A 20,093-nucleotide genomic window follows, 5' to 3' on the forward strand; every position below is an offset into this window, starting at 1 on the left:
CGCGAGAATTCGATCCGCCGTCGCTGTGCACTGTCCACCGTTGTCGCTCCTTCCGGACGCCTCGCCCGTCCCGCCGATTCGTGCTCGGCAGGTCGGCCGTAGCTATTGCAGCATAACTGCAATAGCTACGGCTGGGTACCCGATTCGGGCAGCGCGGCGAGTTGCAGCTCCAGGAGCAGGCGGTCCGCGGGGTCGCTCAGCGCGATCCCGAGGACGGCCTCGACCCGGCGCAGGCGGTAGCGCAACGTGTTCGGATGCACCCGCAAGGCGGCCGCCGCGACACTCACTTCCCCGTGCGCGCGCAGATATGCCTGCACCGAGTGCCGCAACTCGGCGCCGTGCGCGCGGTCGTAGTCGTCGAGCGCGGCCAGGCGCGGGTCGTGCAAGTGCGGCCGGGCGCGCACCAGCTCGACGATCTCGGCCAGCAACACCGCGGTCAGCGCCTCGGCCAGGGTGCTGACCCGGGCGTCCGGGCCGGCCGGGCTGTCGAGCACCCGATCGACCTCACCGCGCGCGGACGCGACCGCGGCCAGCCCGGCGACCGGCGCCGCCACCGCGGCACGCAGCACCAGCCCGCGAGCCTGTTCGAGCTGAGCGAGGAGCTCGCGCACCCACGAGCCGACACCGGCGACGGAGTGATAGGCAGGCAGCAGCACATAGACCCGGTCGCCGATCACCTCGGTCACCGAGTCTTCGCGAAAAGCGCTGGCGTACAACCGGATCAGGCCGCTCGCCACCCCGGAAGCAGTAGCGGTGTCCGCCCCGGCATCCCGGATCTCGGCCGCAGCCCGGGCCCGGCCCGCCGCGTCCACCCGGCCTACACCGCGGTCCGCCGAACCGATCTGGGCACCCGGCACGTCCCCGAGTTCGGCGAAGCCGATGACCGCGGCGGGACCGTCGATCGGCAGGTCGAGGGCCGCGGCGACCGACGGCACGTCGACGCCGTCACCGTGCGCGCCGAACAGCCTGCGCACCAGCAGTGCCTCGGTCGACGGCGCGCCCTGCCTGCGCGCGATGATCCGGGCGGCCACCGCGGACGCGCCGCGCAGCACCTGCGCGGCGTCGGGCCGCAATGGTTCGGCGCCCTGCTGCAACCAGATGGTGCCGAGCATGCGCGTCCCGGCGCCCGTGCCGCGCCGGATGCCGACGACGAGCCTGCGCCGCATCTCGAGTTCGGGATGCTCGGGCACATCGACGACGTCGTCGCTGCGCCGCACCCGGTCGAACACGCCCCAGGACCGCAGGATCCGCAGATAGTCGGCCGGACCCTCGCGGCCGAGGATGGACTGGATGCGTAGCCGGTCCGCGGCGGAATCGGAGGCCGAATAGGCGAGGACGTGCGAGTGCGGGTCCTCGATGGAGACCATGCCGCCGGTTTCCCTGGCGACCACCTGCGCGAGACCGAACAGGTCGGTGTCGGGGGCGAGCAGGTCGTGCTCGCCCGCGGCCGCGCGCTGGCCGGGCGAGCGGGCCAGCATCCGGCGCACCAGCGGGAACACCTGCTCCCAGCGGGCATGGCGGTGCAGGTGCACCAGCGCGATATCGGCGTCGCGTGCGGCTGCGCGGACCGCGGGCGAGTCCGCGGCGCTCTTGGTCATCAGCACCCGCGGCCGCAGCGCCCACTCGCGTGTGCCCACTGCGCGCAACCAGCGCACCGTCGCCTCGGCATCGGCGCCGACGAGCAGGTAGACCCCGGGCAGCGCCCCGGCGATATCGGCGAGGTCGGCCGGTTCGCCGAGCGCGACCGAGCGCAGTGCCACGCCCTCGCCCGCGGGCGCGTAGAGCAGGGTGGCGACGGTCTGGTCGAGCGCGGCGAGCAGCTCGCCGAGGGTGGTGGCGTCGTCGGACATCACTGTCTCCGTCCTTTGGCCGATCGGACGAACCCCATGCCGGATATTCGTCCGATCAGCTGATTATGCGCGTCGGGTATCGGTGTTGACTACGTCACATCCCGCCACTACGACGCAGGAGCCGCACCCATGGACGCCATCGCGATCACTCCACCCCCGGTCAACGAACCGGTCAGCAGCTTCGCGCCGGGAACCCCGGAACGTCGCGCACTGCAAACCGCACTCGCCGACCTCGCCGCCACCCCCACCGAGATCACCCACGTCATCGGCGGTCACCGGCTCCGTGGCGACGGGCCGGAGTTCGCGGTCGTCCAGCCGCATCGGCACGCCGCGGTCGTGGGCACCCTGCGGGACGCGAGCGCCGCGGAGGCGGCCGCCGCCGTCGCGGCCGCCACCGCCGCCGCCCCGGACTGGCGGGCCATGTCCTTCGAGGACCGGGCCGCGATCTTCCTGCGCGCCGCCGATCTGCTGGCCGGTCCCTGGCGGGCGCGGATCGCCGCGGCGACCATGCTCGGCCAATCCAAATCGGCCTATCAGGCCGAGATCGACGCACCCTGCGAGCTGGTCGACTTCTGGCGGTTCAATGTGTACTTCGCGCGCGGGATCCTGGCCGAGCAACCGATCTCCACGCGGGGTGTCTGGAACCGGATGCAGTACCGCTCCCTGGAAGGATTCGTCTACGCGGTCACCCCGTTCAACTTCACCGCCATCGCGGGCAACCTGCCGACCGCGCCCGCCCTGATGGGCAACACCGTGGTGTGGAAACCGTCCAGGTCCCAGGCCCTCGCGGCGTACCTGACCATGCGGCTGCTGATTGCGGCCGGACTGCCACCGGGCGTGATCAACCTGGTCAACGGGCCTGGCCCGGAGATCTCGGAAGTGGTGCTGGCCGACCCGCGACTGGCCGGTGTGCACTTCACCGGATCGACGGCCACCTTCCAGCACCTGTGGCGCGAAGTGGCGCAGCGGCTCGACCGGTACCGCACCTATCCGCGACTGGTCGGCGAGACCGGCGGCAAGGACTTCGTGCTCGCGCATCCGTCGGCCGATCCGGCGGTACTGACCACCGCCCTGCTGCGTGGCGCGTTCGACTATCAGGGCCAGAAGTGCTCGGCCGCCTCGCGCGCGTTCGTCCCCCGCTCGGTGTGGACGGCGATGTCGGAGGACCTGATCGAGAAGACCGCGGCGCTGCGCTACGGCGATGTCACCGATTTCACGAATTTCGGTGGCGCACTGATCGATCGGCGGGCCTTCGACCGCAATGCCGCCGCGCTGGACCGGGCCAAGGCCACCCCCGGCGTGACGGTGGTCGCGGGCGGGCACACCGACGACAGCGAGGGCTGGTTCGTCGAACCGACGGTCCTGGTCGGCGACGATCCCGCCGACGAGGTCTTCCACACCGAGTACTTCGGCCCGATCCTGGCCGTACACGTCTACGACGACAGCACCCCGGGCGGTTTCGCCGATGCCATGGATCTCGTCGACCGGGGCAGCGCCTACGGGCTGACCGGCTCGATCATCGCCGAGGACCGCGCCGCGATCACCGCGGCCACCGAGCGGCTCACCTTCGCCGCGGGCAACTTCTACATCAACGACAAACCCTCGGGCGCGGTGGTCGGGCAGCAGCCCTTCGGCGGCGGGCGTGCCTCGGGCACCAACGACAAGGCGGGTTCGGCGCAGAACCTGCTGCGCTGGACCTCGGCCCGCACGATCAAGGAGACCTTCACCCCGCCCACCGACCACCACTATCCCCATCAGGCGACCGAGACGGCGGCCGGCTGATGGCGGCCGTGCTGCGCTCGTCGCTGCTGGCCGCCGCACGGTCACCGCGGCTGGAACGCGCGATCACCCGATTGCCGGTCTCGCGCGAGGTGGTGGCCCGTTTCGTCGCGGGCACCACCGTCGAGGACGCCGTGCGCACCGCCGAAACCCTGTTGCGCTCGGGTTGTTTCGTCAGCATCGACTATCTCGGCGAGGACACCACCGATCTCGCCCTGGCCGCCGCGACCGTCGAGCAGTACCGCACCCTCGTCACCGCGCTCGGCCGGCTGCCGCAGGCCCAGGTCGCCACCGGAGCCGTCCGGCCGCTGGAGGTTTCGGTGAAACTGTCGGCGCTGGGCCAGGCGCTGCCCCGCGACGGGCACGCGATCGCCCGCGAGCACGCCCACCGGATCTGCGCGGCCGCCGAAGCCTCGGGTGTCTGGGTGACCGTCGATGCCGAAGACCACACCACCACCGATTCGACGCTGTCGATCGTGCGTGAGCTGCGCGCGGACTTTCCCTGGCTGGGCACGGTGCTGCAGGCCTACCTGCGGCGCACCGAGGACGACTGCCGCGCGCTGGCGGGCCCCGGATCGCGAATCCGGTTGTGCAAGGGCGCCTATGACGAGCCGGTGGCGGTGGCCTTCCGGGAGCGCGCCGAGGTCGACGCGTCGTATCTGCGGTGTCTGGCGGTGCTCACCGCGGGCGCGGGCTATCCGATGATCGCCTCGCACGATCCGGCGGTGCTCGCCGCGGCACAGGTCGGGGTGCAGTCGGCCCAGCGCAAGGCCGAGGAGTACGAGTATCAGATGCTGTACGGGATCCGCGCCGACGAGCAGCAGCGACTCGCCGCCGCGGGCAACCACGTTCGCGTGTATGTGCCCTACGGCGACCAGTGGTACGGCTATTTCATGCGCAGGCTGGCCGAACGGCCCGCCAACCTCGGCTTCTTCCTGCGCGCCCTCACCGCCGGGAACGGGTGAGGAGCCCCGCGGCGAGAGGCGAGTAACCCTGCGGCGGGCGGGCTGTGCTGTGATGGATCGATGAGTTCAGGGCAGCAGTCGCGGCGGCGGCGGGATCCGGCGAAGACGCGCCTGGCCATCATCGACGCGCTGCTGGCGGCCATCGCCGACGGTGATTTCGCGCCGACCACCCGCGACGTCGCCGCGCGGGCCGGCGCCTCGGAACGCAGTGTCTTCGTGCACTTCGCCGACCGGGAGGCGCTGCTGGTGGCCGCCGTCGAGCGGCAGTCCGAGCTGGTCGAGGCGTGCCTGATCGAGCCCGACCCCGCCCGGCCGCTCGCCGAGCGCATCATCAGCGCGGTGCGCCAGAGCGCGGCCATCTTCGATCTCCAGCGCACACCCCGGCTGCCCGGCCTGCAGGAATCGCGCACCGTCGCCGCGATCGATGCCCGGATGCGCGCGACCGACCACACCATCCGCGCCACCCTGGGCAGGCTGTTCGCCCCGGAACTCGGCACCGACCCGGAGCTGCTCGATCTCCTCGACGGCACCCTGGCCTGGCCGATGCGCCACCACCTCGAGGACCGGCGCGGCCTGACCCGCGAGCAGGCCGACGCGACACTGGTCCGCGCGCTGGACGCGCTACTCGCTCAGCGCTGACTCCGGATGCACCAGTACCCGTTTGAGGATCTTGCCGGTCTCACCGCGCGGCAGCGCGCTCAGGAAGGTCACGTCGCGCGGGACCGAGAACCGGCTGAGCCGATTGCGGATATAGGTGCGGACCATGTCCGAATCCAGGCCCGCCCCCTCCCGTTTCACCACGAACGCGGCCAGCCGCTGCCCGAACTCCCGGTCCGGCACGCCGACCACGGCGACCTCGGTGATCTGCGGCAGATGCGCGAGCGCCTCCTCCACCGGCCGCGGGAACACGTTCTCGCCGCCGGAGATGATCATCTCGTCGTCGCGGCCCGCCACGAACAGCCGGCCCGAAGCGTCGAGGTAGCCCAGGTCGCCGGTGTCGAGCATGCCGTCGGCCTCCTCCGGCGGCGCCGAGTTGACATAGCCGTCGAAGAGCATGTGATTGGCGACGAAGATGTGCCCGGTGGTGCCCACCGGCACCGGCCGCAGATCGGGGCCGAGCACCGCGACCCGGGTCCCCAGCGGCGGCCTGCCCGCTGTGGTCGGCGAGACGCGCAGGTCGGCCGGGGTCGCCACACTCGCCCACGACACCTCGGTCGAGCCGTAGACGTTGTAGAGCAGATCGCCGAAGGTGTCCAGGAAGCGCAGCACGGTCGCCCCGGCCAGCGGTGCGCCACAGCTGATCACCTGGCGCAGGCTGGACAGATCGAGGCCCGCGCGCACGGATTCGGGGACGTCGAGCAGGCGTTCCACCATCGTCGGGACCACGATCAGCGTGGTGATCCGGTGTTCGGCGATCGCGTGCAGGCAGGCGAGGGCGTCGAAGCCGTCACTGAGGACAACGGTGGCGCGCAGCGCGGTGCTCAACTGCAGCCCGGCCAGCCCCCAGGTGTGGAACAGCGGCGCGGGGATGAGCATGACCTCCTCGACGCGCAGCGGGATCCGCGACAGCAGTGCGGCGATGGTGCCGAAGCCCTTGGCATGCGGGCGGCGCGCGCCCTTGGGTGAGCCGCTGGTGCCCGAGGTGAGCACGATCAGCCGGCCAGGATGCGCGGGCACCGGGAAGTCCTTCTCGCCCAGCGCGATCAGGCTCTCGATCGTGGTGCGTTCCCGGTCCGGCGGCTGGTCGTCGGTGGTGAAACGCGGAACATCGTTGTGCAGGTAGCGGATCAGCGTTTCCAGTTCACCGTCGACGAAGACCGCGTTGAGCCGGTGCCGCTGCACGATCTCCTCGATCCGCCGCCCGGACAGGCCCGCGTTGAGCAGGGCCACGTCGACGCCGAGTTTGCCGGCCGCGACCATGGTTTCGACCATGCCCGCGTGGTTGCGCGCCAGCAGGCCGATCGCGTCACCGGCGCGCAGCCCGAGCGCGTACATCGCCCCGGCCAGCGCGGTGGAGCGGACGTCGACCTCGCCGAAGGTGCGCCGGCCGTGCGGGTCGATCAGCGCGGGACGGTCCGGGGCGTACGCCGCGCCCGCCGCGTACCCGCCGGCCAGATTGAAACCCCACTTCGACAGTGAGCGCAGCTGCCGCACGATCGACACCGGCTCCGGGCGCATCAACCCGGTCGCCGCGATGTTGCGGGCCACCCCGGCATTGCGGCGCAGCGGGGAACGTTCGGCATTGACCACCACCGAGGACCTGGTGCCTGCGATCACGTCGGCGGTGCGGCGCAGCCCGGCCCGAACCCAGTCGGTGACCACCGAATTCGCGCACTTCGCCAGCGACGGATGCACCCGCGCGGCGGCGAACAGGGTGATGTCGAGGCGGGTGCGCTGCTGGTCGCCGCGCAATCTGATCGCGGCGAAGCTGCCCAGCTGGGAGCTGCGCAGTTCGAAACTCTCGTACCAGCGCCCGATCGAGAGGACGAATTCGTGGGTCTCGATCCCCGCGGCCGCCGAACCGACGCGGACCTGCCACACCACCGCCCCGTCGGGGCGTTCGACCCGTTCGCAACTGCCGATCCCGGTGAACATCCGCGGATAGCTCTGCGGCTCCAGCAGTACATCCCACAATGCCTGCCGCGCGATGGTGAAATCCGCGGTGACATCGATGACGTCGGTGACCAAACTGCGTGTTCTCTTCCCGTCGGCCTGTTCGACCGGCTCGGTCGGCGGGCGAAAATGGGCGCGGCGGCCGATACCTCCGCGCGGGTCGTCACGGTACCCTCCCGTGCTGATCCCTGATCAAGAATCAGACAAAACCGGTGGTTTGGGATGGTTTTCGCCGGAGTTTGGTTTGCGCGCCACACCCCGCGACGTTGCAGATGTGAAACTGTCCAACGGCGTGCACCCGGCTCAGCTGCTCATCGGCTCCGCGCGCGAAGCCGCCCAGCGCACAAGGACGGGCTCATCGTGGTCATCGACGAGCTGCACGTCGTCGGCGCGACTCGGCGAAATAGGTGGCCGACGGCAGTGGCCCGGTTCGCCGGACCGGGTCACTGCCGTGCGCCGGGTCAGCCGCCGGTGACCACGCAGGATTCGCCGAACTGGTAGCCGCGGCCCACCGAGACGGTGGAGCTCGCACCGATGCCGTCCTGGTAGGCGGTCATGGTGTGGATGCCGGTGCTCGCGGGCACCCAGTTCAGCATGGCGACACCGTCGGTCGGCGCGACCACGGCCAAGAGCACGCCGTTGTCGTAGAAAGACACAGGAACAATGCCGACGCTGAGCCTGGCCAGCAATTGATACGTGCACCCGGTGCCGTAATTGGTCGACGAACCGACACTGAGGTTCGGTTTGACGGTCAATTGCGAGACCCCCGCCGATGCGGTGGGTGCGCCGATCGTCATGGCCAGCATCGCCGCGCCGGTGGCCGCGGTGGCGAAGGCGAATTTCCTGTCACTCATCTCTCACGTCCCTTCGAGTCGGCCTCAATCCTCACCCGATCGGCGAATCGATGGTGGGAGAACACACGCGATTCATGCCCGCGACCACAGCGCCGGGGTGTTCGGTGGCGTCCAATTGGGGTCGTGCACAGTGTGCGCCTGCCGGCAGGTGTAGGTGACACCGTCGTAGGTGACTGTGTCGCCGATGGCGTAGGTGGCGCCGTGGCGCCAGGGCGGGGTGGCCGGTGCGGTGGTGGTCGGGTGTTCGTGGCCGCCACCCGGAGTTGTGGTCGTGGGTGGTTTCGTGGTCGTCGGTGGTTTCGTTGTGGTGGGGGCGGGGGTCGTTGTCGTCGGCTTCGGGGTGGTGGTCGGCGTCGAGCTGCCGCCGATCTCGAGGTCGACGCAGCTGTAGAAGGCCGCGGCGGTATCACCGATGTTCCAGACCGCCCGCAATGTCTGACGGCCGGAATACTGCGACAGATCGATGGTGTGGGTGACTTCCATCGGCGGCTGTTCGTTACGCCCGTCGAACACCGCGATTCTGGTGTCGCCGAGGAAGTATTCCCAATTCAGGGTCCGATGATTGGCGGTGTTCTTCCAGGTGAAACTCGTGGCGCCGGAGACTTTCTGCGGCACCCAGCCGAGAGTGTCGTCGTCGAGTTCCGGATACTTGTTCGCGCTGCAATTGGTGAGCCCCTTGGGACCTTCGACGCTCTGCGGTTCGTAGCGCACCGCGCCGCAGGACACGATTCCGGCGGCGCACTGTTCCTGTCTGCTGGCGGGGCCGGTGATCCACCCGTGCGCATGGGCATTCCCGGCGGGAACGAGCAGGGTGGACAGGGGCGCCAATGCCATCGCACCGGCGAGGAACAGAAAACGATTTCTCACTGAATACTCCTTGGAAACGCACACGGAGGACGGCAGGGGCCGGCGTGCCGTCCGGGAAACATTTCGAGCGAAAGGGACAGTAGGACGGCGAAGATCGGCCGTCAAGAGTCGGTGCGCACCCGAAATTCCCTTACCCATCGGTATTTCGCGATTTCTTCCACCGGCTGCGAATCCGGCCAACTTCCACGCTCCGAACCAACCGGTATCCATGACCGGCTATCTTGTGGTTAAATTCGCAGCTCCGGCTGGTGCCGAGATTTGCCGGATGTTGCCGACAACCGCGCCGGTTGCCGGCGAGGGTGTTTGTCACGCACCCGAGCTGCCACTGTCCCGGACAGTGGCGAACATTGCGCGACGTCCGGTGAATTCCCCGGGGAGCCTGCCCGATTCAGGCGAGGAAGGCCAGGATTCCGGCGGTGATCAGCTCGGCATGGCGGGCACTGCCCTCGCGCGCCTCGACCGGTGCGGTGGTCATCGCGGTTCGACACGCAGCGGCAGGCTCGCGTGGCGGCGGACCAGCAGGCTCGGCACCCAGCGCGGTGGCTCATCGATCCGCAGGGTGAAGTGGCTGGTGCGGTCCAGCAGCAGGGTGAGCGCGGCGGTCGCTTCGAGCCGGGCCAGTGCTGACCCGATACAGAAGTGCGCGCCCGCGCCGAACGCCGCGTGCGCCCGGCCACGCGGGCGCGCCAGGTCGACGGCATCCGCGTCGGGGTACACGGCCGGATCCCGGTTGGCCGCGCCCCACAGCAGCAGATGGCTACCCGCGGGCAGCTCGACCCCGCCCAGGTGGGTGTCGGCGACGACGTGCCGATGATGGCCGCGGAACGGTGATTCCAGCCGCAATGCCTCGTCGAGGAAGGCCGGGATCAGGTCCGGGTGGTCCCGCAGCCGGGCTTGCAGGTCGTGGTCGGTGGCCAGCAGGCGGGCTGCCGACGCGATCAACCCCGCGGTCGACTCGCCGCCGGCGCCGATCAGCTGCACCAGGATCAGGACCGCCTGCTGCTCGTCGATCCGGCCCTCGGCCACCGCGGCGACCAGCACATCGAGCAGCGTGCCGGGTGAATCACGCTCCCCCGCAGTCTCTTTCGCCGACCGTAAGGCCAGGTGGGCGTAGTGGGCGAGTTCGGCGGCCGAGGTCACCAGGGTGGCCATCCGGCCCTCGGCGACCATGCCACCCAGCATCTCGGTGGCGTCGTAGGCCCAGGTCAGCAGCTGGGGCACATCGGTGGACGGGAGTCCGACGAGGGCGGCGATCAACGCCAGCGGCAGCCGGTCGGCCATGCCGGTGGCCCAGTCGATGCGGTCGCCGTCGAGTTCGGCGGCCCAGAGCTGTTCGGTCAGCGCGGTGACGACCGGACCGAGTGTGCGGACGCGTTTGACCAGCGCCGGCCCGACGGTGCCGCGATGCGCGGCGTGCGTGGCGCCGTCGGCGGTGGCGAGCACGTGCACGGCCTGCCCGGTGACGTCGAGGTCGAAGGTCGAGGGCGCGGCGCCGGGCTGGGCGACGAGCACACCGGTCAGGTGTGAGGAGAAGTCGGCGGTGCGCGCGGTCGCCTCGGTGACCGCGGCCCACGAGGAGACCAGGAAGAAGCCGGTCCCCGGCACGCGGTACACCGGAGCCTGGGCGCGCAGGGCGCGATACAGCGGGTACGGGTCGTCGAGAACCGCCGGGTCGAACAGGTCGAACGCTGCGAGATCGGTGGTCATGGCCGCCGCCTTTCCTGGTCGGATCATCGGCGCTCACCGTGCTCCGGCGCGAACACACCGTCAACGATCGTCTCGGAGTGAGACAGCAGCCGAGGCCGCCGAGCGGTACCGATTCCGGCGAAAGGCTCTCTGAACAGCACAGAATCGGCTAGACAGAGTGGCCGGGATGTCTCACCGAGAGAATGGGTGGCGAGGATGGCCGAGGACTGGCTGACCGGCGGTGATCGCCGCGCCGTCGCGGTCGACCGCATCGAACGCGCCGCGCTGGCACTGTTCCTCGAACACGGCATCGACAGCGTCACCGCCGAGGACATCGCCGCCGCGGCGGGGTGTTCGCGCGCGACGCTCTACCGCTACGTCGGCGGCAAACCCCGCCTCGTCCGCGCCGTGCTCGTCCGGGCCGCGGGCACCGTCGTCGCGCGCGTCGAGACAGCCGTGGCGGCGGTCCCGCCGCAGCGCAGACCCGTCGAAGCCATTCTCGCGGCCGTGACCGCCCTGCGCGCCGATCCGGTGCTGCGACAGTGGCTGATCCGGCACCGCTCCCCCGGCACCGACGAATTCCTGGCCGCCGCACCCGAACTCGGCCGGCTGGCGACCGCGCTGACCCGCATCGCGCCCGACGACGCGGCCGCGGACTGGATCGTGCGGGTCGTCCTGTCCCTGATCACCTGGCCGCTGACCGACGCGGCGGCCGAACGCGCGCTGGTCGAACGGTTCGTCGGCCCCACGCTGCGCTCGCGCTGACCGTCAGGGCATCGGCAGCGGCGGCGTCTTCGGGAACTCCACCGGCAGCGCGGCCAGCGAACGATGGAACGGACCAGGCCGCCACACCAGTTCCTCGGCGGGCACGGCCAGCGACAGCTCGGGCAGCGCGTCGAGCAACTGGTCGATCGCGTCCTGCACGATCAGATACGCCACCGACTTGGCCGGGCATCCGTGCGGGCCCGCGCTCCAGGCCAGGTGCGCCCGATTGTCGACCACATCGCGACCGGCGATGGCCGGATCGTTGTTGCACGCCGACATCGAGATCACCACCGGCTCGTCGGCGGGCAGCCACGTGTCCTCGATCAGGATGGGCTCACGCGGATAGGTCATGCAGAAGTTGGCCAGCGGCGGATCGGTGAACAGCACCTCGTCGAGCGCGTCGCGGGTGGACAGGCTGCCGCCGAGCACGTCGCCGGCGAACCGGTCGTCGGTGAGCATCAACCGCAGCGTGTTGACCACCAGGTTCAGCATCGGCTCGATGCCCGCGCCGTAGAGCACCAGCAGCTGATGCACCAGCTCCTCGTCGGTGAGCGCGGCGGGATGGCGCAGCAGCCGGGTCGCGACATCGTCGCCCGGTTCGCGCTTGCGCAGCACGACCAGATCCGACAGCGCGCTGGCCAACAGGTTGTTGCCTGCCTCCGCGTCGTCGCCCTCGAAGATCTGCGCCATGCCGGTGGCGACCTGCTGACCGATCCCGGGCGTGCACCCGAGCATCGAGTTCAGCGCCTGGAACACCAGCGGAAACGCGTACTGGCTCAGCAGATCCGCCGAACCGGCCGTGCAGAAGCTGTTGATCAGCGGGATCGCGAACTGCTCGACGGTGTGGTGCATCGCGTACAGATCCACCCCGGCGATCCCGGCCACATTGGCCTCCCGGTAACGGGCGTGCTCGGCGCCGGTGGTGCGCAGCGCGGCGGGCCGGAACTGCAACATCGGCAGCACCGGGCAGTCCTGCGGGATATTGCGCTGCCACATCCGGGGATCGGCCGGGAAGTGCTCGGGATCGTTGAGGATGCGGACCGCGGCGCGATAGCCGATCACCAGCGTCGCGTGGATACCCGGCGAGAGTTCCACCGGCACCACGGAACCGAATCGGCGCCGCATCGCCCGGTAGGCGGCCTGCGGATCGGCGGCGAACTCCGGTGCGTACATCGGCACCCGCTCGTCGATCGACAGCTCCTGGGTCATGACGCGGCGACTTCCTGCCGGTGGAACAGGTACTCCGCCAGGGTGATCAGCGCGCGCAGCCCGTGGTCACGGCGACGTGCGTCGACCGCGACCACCGGGGTCTCCGCCGCCAGGTCGAGCGCCTCGCGAACCTCCTCGACCGGATAGCGCCGGAAACCCTCGAACTCGTTGATCGCGACCGCGTAGGGCACTCCGCGCTGTTCGAGCGCCGAGAGCACGTCGTCGGCCTTCTCGATGCGGCGGGTGTCGACGAGCACCAGCGCGCCCAGCGCGCCACGGGCCAGTTCCTCCCACAGCGGGGCGAAACGTTCCTGGCCCGGGGTGCCGAACAGGTACAGCGCCAGTTGCGGATTCAGGGTGAGGCGGCCGAAGTCCAGGGCGACGGTGGTCTGCACCTTGGTGCCCAGCCCGGCCATGTCGTCGACACCGACACTGGCCTCGGTGATCGTCTCCTCGGTGCGCAGCGGCCTGATCTCGGACACGGTACCGACGAATGTGGTCTTACCGACGCCGAAGTTGCCTGCTACCAGGATCTTCACCGACCGGGTCACGGTATCCGCGACGTAGTCGACGTCAGCCCGCGAGGGCACGGAGCCCATGCAGCACCTCCTTGATCAACGCTAGTTCCGGCTTCACCTCAGCCGGGGTGGGGCTCTGGAGGTGTCCGCTGTCGAGCAGATCGGACACGAGGATCTTCACCACCGAGGCGGGCAGATCGAGATAGGCCGACAGTTCGGCCACCGACAGCGCGCCGCGGCGGCTCAGCAACGCCAGCACGCGGCGCTCGTCGGGTCGGTGGTCAGGTCGCGGGTCGGCCACCGCCCGGACCAGGGTCACCAGGTCCAGCTGCCGAGCGGCCTTGACCCGGCCACCGGTGCGCACATACGCCCTGACCAGGTCGGGATCGCGCCTGCCGCGCGTCATTACCTGTCACCGTTGCGGGGCGCACTGCCGATCTCGTGACCGACCCGCGAGGCCAGCTCGTTCATCCGGTGGGCGACCAGGGCGACATCGACGTCGACCGTGGTCGCCACGCCTAGCAGCGCGCCGACCCCCGCGGCGGTGATCATGATCATGCCCTCGTCGTATTCGGTCATGTTCTGGCGCACCGCGTTCTGCGGCCCACCACAGAACTCACCGAGCGCCTTACCGAGCGAACGCAGGCCCGAGGCCGCCGCGGCGAACCGTTCGGCGTCGTCCTTGGCGATGCCGCGGGAGTGAGCGATGCGCAGTCCGTCCTCGGACAGCAACACCGCGAAGCGGACGCCGGGGATCTCCAGATCCCCGAGCAGCCACCCCAATCGGTTCGTGCTATCGGCCACCGGTGTGCTCATCGGCTGTTCCTTCCGTGGTTCGCTCGGTCGCAGCGGCGCGACCGCTCCGGGAACCGCTGTGCCAGGCAGCGGCGAGTTCGGGGCGAGCCTGCCCCGATTCGGTGACTGCCCCTGCCGAATCCGGGGCAACCGGCCTGCGACGGCGCTTGGGCAGGCCGCCGCTGGTGATCTCGTGGACCTCGGCGCCGCGTTCGGGCTCGGCGAGGTCGGGGACGGGCACCGGAACGTGCGCGGGCGCGGTGAGTTCCGGTTCGGGCAGCCGGGGGGCCGCACCGGAGACCAGCAGTGCGGCGGGCACATACACCATCGCCCGCATACCGCCGAAGATATTGGGCCCGTCGACGTGCACGGAGAAGCCGTAGCGGCGCGCCAGCGCGGCGATGCCGGGGAAGCCGACCTTCGGCGCGGGGCCGAGATCGTGGATGTCGACGGGACGTTCACCGCTGAGCACCTGCCGGGCGTCCTCGAGCTGCTCGGGACTCATCCGCATGCCCGCGTCGTCGATGATGACGGTGACGCCGTGATGACCCTCCTGGAAACCGACCTCCACGAACGACGACGGCGGCGAATAGCGCAGCGCGTTGTCGAGCAGGGTCGCCAGGGTGTGCACGAGCGGCTCGACCGCGCGGCTGATCACGACCCGGTCGGACTGTCCCGCGCGCACCCGCAGGAACTCCCTGACCCGGCCGGTCGCGCCACCGGCCACGTCGGTGAGCGACTGCTGTGGCCAGCGCCTGCCGGGCAGACCACCGGAGACGATCACATAGGACTGCGCCTGCCGGATCATCTGCTGCACGGTGTGGTCGATGCGGGTCAGCGTCTCGTAGATGGCGTCGTCTCGGTGTTCGCGCAGCGCGGCGCTCACCACCTGGCCGAGGTCGGTACCGAGGCTGACCACCGAGGTGCCGAACGAACGCACCGCGGCGCTGGTCGCCGCCCGCGAGGCCGCCGACAGTTCGTTGCCTGCCTGCTCGTGTGCGGCCGCGACCTCGGCGGTGCGGCGCTGCTCGCTGTAGCGCTCGACCATCGCCCTGGTGTCCTCGACGACCGAGCGCAGGTCATCGGCGTGCGAGGTCGCGATCCACTGCAGCGCCTGCCCGGCCGGGGTCTCCTCCAGCTCGGCGGCCATCTCCAGGCCGATCTGCGGGATCTCGTGCCTGCGCACGGCATCGGTGATGGCGGGCAACGTGGTCTGCGCCAGCCGGTGCACGGCCTCCTCGATCGCGAGGCGTTCCCGGACGGCCGCATCGGTACGCAGGCGCTGTTGCCGCTCGTTGCGCATGGCCACTACGGCGACGCCTATCGCGAGCAGTAACAGCGGTGCTCCGATGATGAGCAACAACACCGCGATTCCTGAATTCATCAGATCTTTCGTCGTCATCGACCACAGGGCGCCCTGGCCGGTAGGCCCTCACCGGCCTTCCCGGGAGGCATTCGCCGACCGCGCGGTGTTCGGTTATCCGATCCACACGCCCCGGTTCCAGCGACCCGCACACACTAGCAGCACGGTGAACGATCACAAGGCCGGATCATTGTGTCCGGCTTTCGAATTCCCGCCGAAAGCCACCCCGCGATCTGGTCGGCTGATCTATTCTGATCCGCTATGCCTCGAGCCGCTCGAGGTGGAACCTCGGGTACCGGATACGATCCCGGCGTGGCGAAACTCAAGCTCTCCGTCGATGTTCCCGTCCCGCCGGACGAGGCGTGGGCCCATGCCGCCGATCTCCCCCATCTCGGCGACTGGCTCACCATTCACGAGGCCTGGCGCGGCACCCTGCCCGACGACCTGACCCCGGGCACCGTGCTGGTCGGCATCGCGCGGGTGAAGGGGTTCCGCAACAAGGTGACCTGGACGGTGCGCACGGCCGAGCCGCCGCGGCGCCTGCAGCTCACCGGCGCGGGTATCGGCGGCACCAAGTTCGGTCTCGGGATGATCGTCGAGGCGCACGGCAGCGGCTCCAAGGTCAGTGTCGACATCGACCTGGGTGGCGCGCCCCTGTTCGGCCCGATCGGTTCGGCGGTGGCCAAGGCGCTGCGCGGCGACATCGAACGCTCGCTCGAGGCGTTCGTGAAGCTCTACGGCTGAGCGCTACGGGCGAGAAGGGCCCCGGGGGAACATCACGCTCCCCCGGGGCCCTCTGAATCGATCGCCTCAGACCATGACGGCTTCGGCGTCGACCGGAGCCTTCGGTTTGGTGCGCGGCAGGAAGAACGCCGGGATCAGTGTCAGCGCGGCCAGGATCACCGCGACCCAATAGGTGTGGCTGAACGCCTCGGCGGCCAGCTGCCTGCCCTGTTCGATCACCGAGGCGGGGAACTGCGCGGCGAGTTCCGGTTTCACGGTGGCCGCGATACCGATCTCGGTCTCGGGGTGATTGTTGAGCTGCGCGGCGAGCACCACCGACATGGTCGCGGTGCCGATCGAGGCGGCGGTCTGGTTGATGATGTTCATCAGCGTCGATCCGCGCGCCACCTGGGCGTGAGTCAGCGTCTGGATCGCCGCGGTCATCACCGGCATCATGGTGCAGCCCATGCCGAGACCCATCACGAACAGCGCGGCGCCGATCACCAGATACGAGGTGTCCGCGTCGAGCTGGGTGAAGAAGGCCAGGCCCGCGGTGATGAAGGTGATACCGAACAGCACGATCTTGCCCGGTCCGATCTTGTCGACCAGGAAGCCGGCGACCGGCATGGTCAGCATGGCGCCGATGCCCTGCGGGGCCATCAGCAGACCCGAATCGAAGGCGGTCTCACCACGCACCTGCTGCAGATAGTTGGGCAGCAGGAAGCCCGCACCGAAGAACGCGGTGGCGAACAGCGACATGGTCAGCACCGAGAAGCGCAGTGACAGGTTCTTGAACAGCCGCAGGTCGATCAGCGGGTGCTCGGTACGCAGGGCGTGGAACACGAACAGCACCAGCAGGATCGCGCCGACGACGACCGGGATCAGCACCCGCGCCGAGAACACGGTGCCCATCTCCGGGATCGAGGAGATACCGAACAGGAACAGCGCCAGACCCGGCGAGGCCAGCAGCATCCCGAGGAAGTCGAACGATTCCGACGGCTTGGGCTTGTCGGCGGGGAACACGATGAACGACAGGACCAGTGCGAGCAGCCCCAGCGGCAGGTTGATCAGGAAGATCCAGTGCCAGCTGAAGGAGTCGATGAGCCAGCCGCCCAGGATCGGGCCGCAGATCGGGCCGAGCAGCATCGGCACACCCAGCACCGCCATCACCCGGCCGATCCGCGCCGGGCCCGCCGCGTGGGTCATGATCGTCATGCCCAGCGGCATCAGCATGCCGCCACCGATGCCCTGGATGACGCGGAAGGCCACCAGCGACTCGATGCTCCAGGCCATCGAACACAGCACCGACCCGAGAATGAAGAAGGTCAGCGCGGCCATGTAGAGGCGTTTGGTGCCGAAGCGGTCGGCGGCCCAGCCGGTCATCGGGATGACCGAGGCCAGGGCCAGGGTGTAACCGGTCATCGTCCAGGCGACGACCTCGACGGAGGCGTTGAAGTCCGTCATGAATGTCGGGATCGCCACGGTGACCACGGTGATGTCGAGGATCGACATCACCGCGCCGAGGACGACCACGCCGGCCACCTTGAGTACGGCGGCGTCCAGCTTGTCGGAAGTGGGATCGGCGGCGCCGATATCCGGAGGTTTCGTCACCGCTTGAGCCAAGCACCTTTCCGCGTCGATGACAACAACCGGTCACACTGCCCCGACGGCCACGATCGCCGCTTCGGCGGCCAGCGCGGTGGCGGTCGCCGCGGCGGAGGCGGGCAGCAGCGGCAGCCGCACCGAGGGGCTGGGAATGTGGCCCCGCGCCGCCAGCACGGCCTTGATCACGGCCGGGTTGGGTTCGGCGAACAGGGCCGCGGCGAGGGCGTCGAGCCGGTGCCCCAGCGCGCGGCCACGGGCGAGGTCACCGTCGCGCCAGGCGGTGACCAGCGCGGCGTAGGCGGCCGGGGCGATATTGGCCGCGGCCAGGATGCCGCCGTGGGCGCCGAGGCCGAGCAGGGCCGAGGCGAAGCGGTCGTCGCCGCTGAGCACCGTCGTGCGGGTGCCCGCGCGCGCCATCAGCTCGACCGAGGCCGCGTCGATGGCGCCGACGCTGTGTTTGAACCCGGCGATGTTCGGGATCGCGGCCAGGCGGACGAGGGTGTCACCGCTCAGCGGCCGGGCGGTGCGGTAGGGGACGTCGTAGACGAGCACCGGGACCGGGCTGTGCGCGGCGAGCTCGGTGAAGTGCGCGATGACGCCGTCCTCGCTGGGACGCACGTAGTACGGCACCACCGACAGCACCGCAGCGACCTGGTCGGGCAGCGCGGTGACCGCCCGGATCGCCTCGGCGGTCGCGGTGCCGCCGGCGCACACGATCAGCGGTGCGGCCCGCTGCGCGCTCACCTCGGCGCAGATCTCCAGGACCCTGGCTCGCTCGTCAGGGCTCAGCGCGCTGGGTTCGGCGGTGGTGCCGAGGGCGACCAGGCCGGTCGCGCCCGCGTCGAGGACGTGGTGCGCGTGGCGGGTCAGCGCCGCGTCGGCGAGGGTGCCGTCGGCGGCGAACGGCGTGATCAGTGGGACGAACAGTCCGTGCAGTGCGGTCATGTGCCCATGGTCGGCCCGGCGGATGCATCAAGTCCAGTTCACGTACTTGACGTGATACGTAAGCTGAACTGATGCTGGATGTCCGCAAGCTCCGCCTCCTGCGCGAACTGGCCCACCGGGGCACCATCGCCGCGGTGGCCGAGGCGCTCAGCTACACCCCCTCGGCGGTCTCGCAGCAGCTGACCGCGCTCGAGCGGGAGGCTGGCGTGCCGCTGCTGGAACGCACCGGCCGTCGCGTCGTTCTCACGCCCGCGGCGCACCTGCTGGTCGGCCACACCGAGACGATCCTGGCCGCGCTCGAACACGCCGACGCCGAATTGGCTTGCGCCCGTGACGATCTGGTCGGTCTGCTGCGCATCGGCGCCTTCCCCACGGCCGCGCGCACCCTGCTCTCGCCCGCGCTGGTCTCGCTGAGCACCGACCATCCCCACCTCGAGCTCACCGTCACCGAGATCGACCCGGCCGACGCCCCCGACGCCTTGCGCGCGGCCACCCTGGACATCGCCTTGGTCCACGATTACGACCTGGTGCCCGCCGACCCCGGCCCCGCGCTGCACGCCGAACCCCTCTACACCGAAACCGTCTACCTGGCCACCCGCGACCCGGTCACGCCAGGCACCGATCCCCTGCTCGCCCATCGCGAATCCCCCTGGATCGCGGGCACTTCCGGCACGCTGTGCCACACGATGACGTTACGCGCCTGTCAGGCAGCCGGTTTCACCCCGCGCGTCCGCCATCACGCCGACGATTTCGGCACCGTCCTGGCGCTGGTCGCCGCCGGCGCGGGCACCGCGATCGTGCCCGCCCTCGCACTCCCCGCACACCCGAGCGACGTCGCGCTCACCCCGCTGGCGACCAGGCGCCGCACCTCGCTCGCCTACCGCAACGGCACGGCGACCCATCCCGCCGTCCGCGCGGCGCGTGACGCGCTGCACGCGGCGGCGGAAACCGCGGCGCGGTAGGCGGATCGGCTCACCGCGCGCGCTTCGCCGCCGGCCCCGAGACGATCTCGTCGGCCAACGGCGCGACCACGTCGATGATCCGCACCGTGAGTTCCTCGGTCACCCCGGCGGCGCGCAGTGCGTCGGCGAGGTGGCCGGCGACGAGATCGAAATCGCGGTGGGTGATGCCGCGTCCGCGATGCACCTGCCGCAGCGACGCACCGCCGTAGAGGTCGGGTCCGCCGAGCGCGGCCGCGAAGAATTCGACCTGTCTGCCTTTCATCCGGGCGATGTTGACACCAGTGAAGAACGGCGACAAGGCCGCGTCGGCGAGTACGCGGGCGTACAGGTCGTCGACGACCACCTCCAGCGCCTCGAGACCGCCGATCCGCTCATAGATCGGCGGACCGCCGGACGGCACACCGGTCCCGTCGAGTCCGTTCATGCCAGTACTCCTCGCTGCGCGAGCATCGCCGATACCGCGATGTTCACTACCCATCGCGGTATGCGGATCAGCCAGAACTATTAGTAACTTAGCGCGCCGGTGGTTACTCCACGCCGGTTTTGCCCCACAGCGTCACATAACGATTCCCGCCTACCGTCCGGGCGATATTT

At 70.0% G+C, this 20,093-nt stretch carries 19 protein-coding genes; 6 read left to right on the forward strand and 13 right to left on the reverse strand.

Annotation, left to right across the window (positions count from 1 at the left end; genetic code table 11):
• Nucleotides 1–125: 125 nt before the first annotated feature.
• Complete coding sequence (locus tag ACFXK0_RS17265; RefSeq protein WP_379411325.1) at nucleotides 126–1,850, reverse strand: PucR family transcriptional regulator; 1,725 nt, start codon at nucleotides 1,848–1,850, stop codon at nucleotides 126–128.
• A gap of 129 nt (nucleotides 1,851–1,979) precedes the next feature.
• On the opposite strand from ACFXK0_RS17265, the gene pruA reads away from it, so the two are divergent.
• The 3 genes from pruA to ACFXK0_RS17280 are packed head-to-tail and all read left to right on the forward strand — an operon-like array spanning nucleotide 1,980 to nucleotide 5,233.
• Nucleotides 1,980–3,632, forward strand: coding sequence for an L-glutamate gamma-semialdehyde dehydrogenase (gene pruA, locus ACFXK0_RS17270; RefSeq protein ID WP_379411327.1), 1,653 nt, complete (start codon nucleotides 1,980–1,982; stop codon nucleotides 3,630–3,632).
• Complete coding sequence (locus tag ACFXK0_RS17275; RefSeq protein WP_379411328.1) at nucleotides 3,632–4,594, forward strand: proline dehydrogenase family protein; 963 nt, start codon at nucleotides 3,632–3,634, stop codon at nucleotides 4,592–4,594. Before pruA ends, ACFXK0_RS17275 begins: the two co-directional genes overlap by 1 nt.
• Nucleotides 4,595–4,654: 60 nt before the next feature.
• Nucleotides 4,655–5,233, forward strand: a complete 579-nt coding sequence (locus ACFXK0_RS17280; protein ID WP_379411330.1) for a TetR/AcrR family transcriptional regulator — start codon at nucleotides 4,655–4,657, stop codon at nucleotides 5,231–5,233.
• Here the strand turns inward: ACFXK0_RS17280 and ACFXK0_RS17285 are convergent.
• The 4 genes from ACFXK0_RS17285 to ACFXK0_RS17300 all read right to left on the reverse strand — a co-directional run bounded on the left by ACFXK0_RS17285 (nucleotide 5,216) and on the right by ACFXK0_RS17300 (nucleotide 10,635).
• On the reverse strand, nucleotides 5,216–7,282 hold the full coding sequence (locus tag ACFXK0_RS17285) for an AMP-binding protein (protein ID WP_379411331.1): 2,067 nt from the start codon (nucleotides 7,280–7,282) through the stop codon (nucleotides 5,216–5,218). The two genes, ACFXK0_RS17280 and ACFXK0_RS17285, sit on opposite strands and share 18 nt — an antisense overlap.
• A gap of 386 nt (nucleotides 7,283–7,668) precedes the next feature.
• The gene (locus tag ACFXK0_RS17290) at nucleotides 7,669–8,061 is read right to left on the reverse strand and encodes a hypothetical protein (protein WP_379411333.1); all 393 of its coding nucleotides are present in this window, start codon (nucleotides 8,059–8,061) and stop codon (nucleotides 7,669–7,671) included.
• Between the two features lie 72 nt (nucleotides 8,062–8,133).
• Nucleotides 8,134–8,928 carry a carbohydrate-binding protein gene (locus tag ACFXK0_RS17295; protein WP_379411334.1) on the reverse strand — a complete coding sequence of 265 codons (795 nt, stop codon included), beginning with the start codon at nucleotides 8,926–8,928 and terminating at the stop codon, nucleotides 8,134–8,136.
• Nucleotides 8,929–9,399: 471 nt separating this feature from the next.
• Entirely contained in the window at nucleotides 9,400–10,635 is a 1,236-nt protein-coding gene (locus ACFXK0_RS17300) for a cytochrome P450 (RefSeq protein ID WP_379411336.1), read from the reverse strand.
• Nucleotides 10,636–10,830: 195 nt separating this feature from the next.
• On the opposite strand from ACFXK0_RS17300, the gene ACFXK0_RS17305 reads away from it, so the two are divergent.
• Nucleotides 10,831–11,379 carry a TetR/AcrR family transcriptional regulator gene (locus ACFXK0_RS17305; RefSeq protein WP_379411338.1) on the forward strand — a complete coding sequence of 183 codons (549 nt, stop codon included), beginning with the start codon at nucleotides 10,831–10,833 and terminating at the stop codon, nucleotides 11,377–11,379.
• A 3-nt stretch (nucleotides 11,380–11,382) separates the two neighbouring features.
• Here the strand turns inward: ACFXK0_RS17305 and ACFXK0_RS17310 are convergent, their stop codons facing one another.
• The 5 genes from ACFXK0_RS17310 to ACFXK0_RS17330 are packed head-to-tail and all read right to left on the reverse strand — an operon-like array spanning nucleotide 11,383 to nucleotide 15,285.
• Nucleotides 11,383–12,588: a cytochrome P450 gene (locus ACFXK0_RS17310; protein WP_379411339.1), complete on the reverse strand. Its 1,206-nt coding sequence runs from the start codon at nucleotides 12,586–12,588 to the stop codon at nucleotides 11,383–11,385.
• Nucleotides 12,585–13,187 carry an ATP/GTP-binding protein gene (locus tag ACFXK0_RS17315; RefSeq protein WP_379411341.1) on the reverse strand — a complete coding sequence of 201 codons (603 nt, stop codon included), beginning with the start codon at nucleotides 13,185–13,187 and terminating at the stop codon, nucleotides 12,585–12,587. Before ACFXK0_RS17315 ends, ACFXK0_RS17310 begins: the two co-directional genes overlap by 4 nt.
• The gene (locus ACFXK0_RS17320; RefSeq protein ID WP_379411343.1) at nucleotides 13,162–13,512 is read right to left on the reverse strand and encodes a DUF742 domain-containing protein; all 351 of its coding nucleotides are present in this window, start codon (nucleotides 13,510–13,512) and stop codon (nucleotides 13,162–13,164) included. The genes ACFXK0_RS17315 and ACFXK0_RS17320 overlap by 26 nt, the downstream gene beginning before the upstream one ends.
• Entirely contained in the window at nucleotides 13,512–13,922 is a 411-nt protein-coding gene (locus tag ACFXK0_RS17325; protein ID WP_379411344.1) for a roadblock/LC7 domain-containing protein, read from the reverse strand. Before ACFXK0_RS17325 ends, ACFXK0_RS17320 begins: the two co-directional genes overlap by 1 nt.
• On the reverse strand, nucleotides 13,900–15,285 hold the full coding sequence (locus ACFXK0_RS17330) for a sensor histidine kinase (protein WP_379411345.1): 1,386 nt from the start codon (nucleotides 15,283–15,285) through the stop codon (nucleotides 13,900–13,902). The genes ACFXK0_RS17325 and ACFXK0_RS17330 overlap by 23 nt, the downstream gene beginning before the upstream one ends.
• Nucleotides 15,286–15,576: 291 nt before the next feature.
• On the opposite strand from ACFXK0_RS17330, the gene ACFXK0_RS17335 reads away from it, so the two are divergent.
• Nucleotides 15,577–16,008, forward strand: coding sequence for an SRPBCC family protein (locus ACFXK0_RS17335; RefSeq protein ID WP_379411346.1), 432 nt, complete (start codon nucleotides 15,577–15,579; stop codon nucleotides 16,006–16,008).
• A gap of 66 nt (nucleotides 16,009–16,074) precedes the next feature.
• Here the strand turns inward: ACFXK0_RS17335 and ACFXK0_RS17340 are convergent, their stop codons facing one another.
• Together ACFXK0_RS17340 and dapA are read right to left on the reverse strand one after the other, a co-directional pair.
• Entirely contained in the window at nucleotides 16,075–17,598 is a 1,524-nt protein-coding gene (locus ACFXK0_RS17340) for a DHA2 family efflux MFS transporter permease subunit (RefSeq protein ID WP_379411347.1), read from the reverse strand.
• A gap of 42 nt (nucleotides 17,599–17,640) precedes the next feature.
• On the reverse strand, nucleotides 17,641–18,537 hold the full coding sequence (gene dapA, locus ACFXK0_RS17345; protein WP_379411349.1) for a 4-hydroxy-tetrahydrodipicolinate synthase: 897 nt from the start codon (nucleotides 18,535–18,537) through the stop codon (nucleotides 17,641–17,643).
• A 71-nt stretch (nucleotides 18,538–18,608) separates the two neighbouring features.
• Between dapA and ACFXK0_RS17350 the strand changes: the two genes are divergently transcribed.
• Nucleotides 18,609–19,499, forward strand: a complete 891-nt coding sequence (locus tag ACFXK0_RS17350) for a LysR family transcriptional regulator (RefSeq protein WP_379411350.1) — start codon at nucleotides 18,609–18,611, stop codon at nucleotides 19,497–19,499.
• A gap of 10 nt (nucleotides 19,500–19,509) precedes the next feature.
• On the opposite strand, the gene ACFXK0_RS17355 is transcribed toward ACFXK0_RS17350, so the two are convergent.
• On the reverse strand, nucleotides 19,510–19,923 hold the full coding sequence (locus tag ACFXK0_RS17355; RefSeq protein ID WP_379411352.1) for a group 1 truncated hemoglobin: 414 nt from the start codon (nucleotides 19,921–19,923) through the stop codon (nucleotides 19,510–19,512).
• Nucleotides 19,924–20,093 lie beyond the last annotated feature (170 nt).

Source organism: Nocardia sp. NPDC059177, from assembly GCF_042755165.1.
GTDB lineage: Bacteria > Actinomycetota > Actinomycetes > Mycobacteriales > Mycobacteriaceae > Nocardia.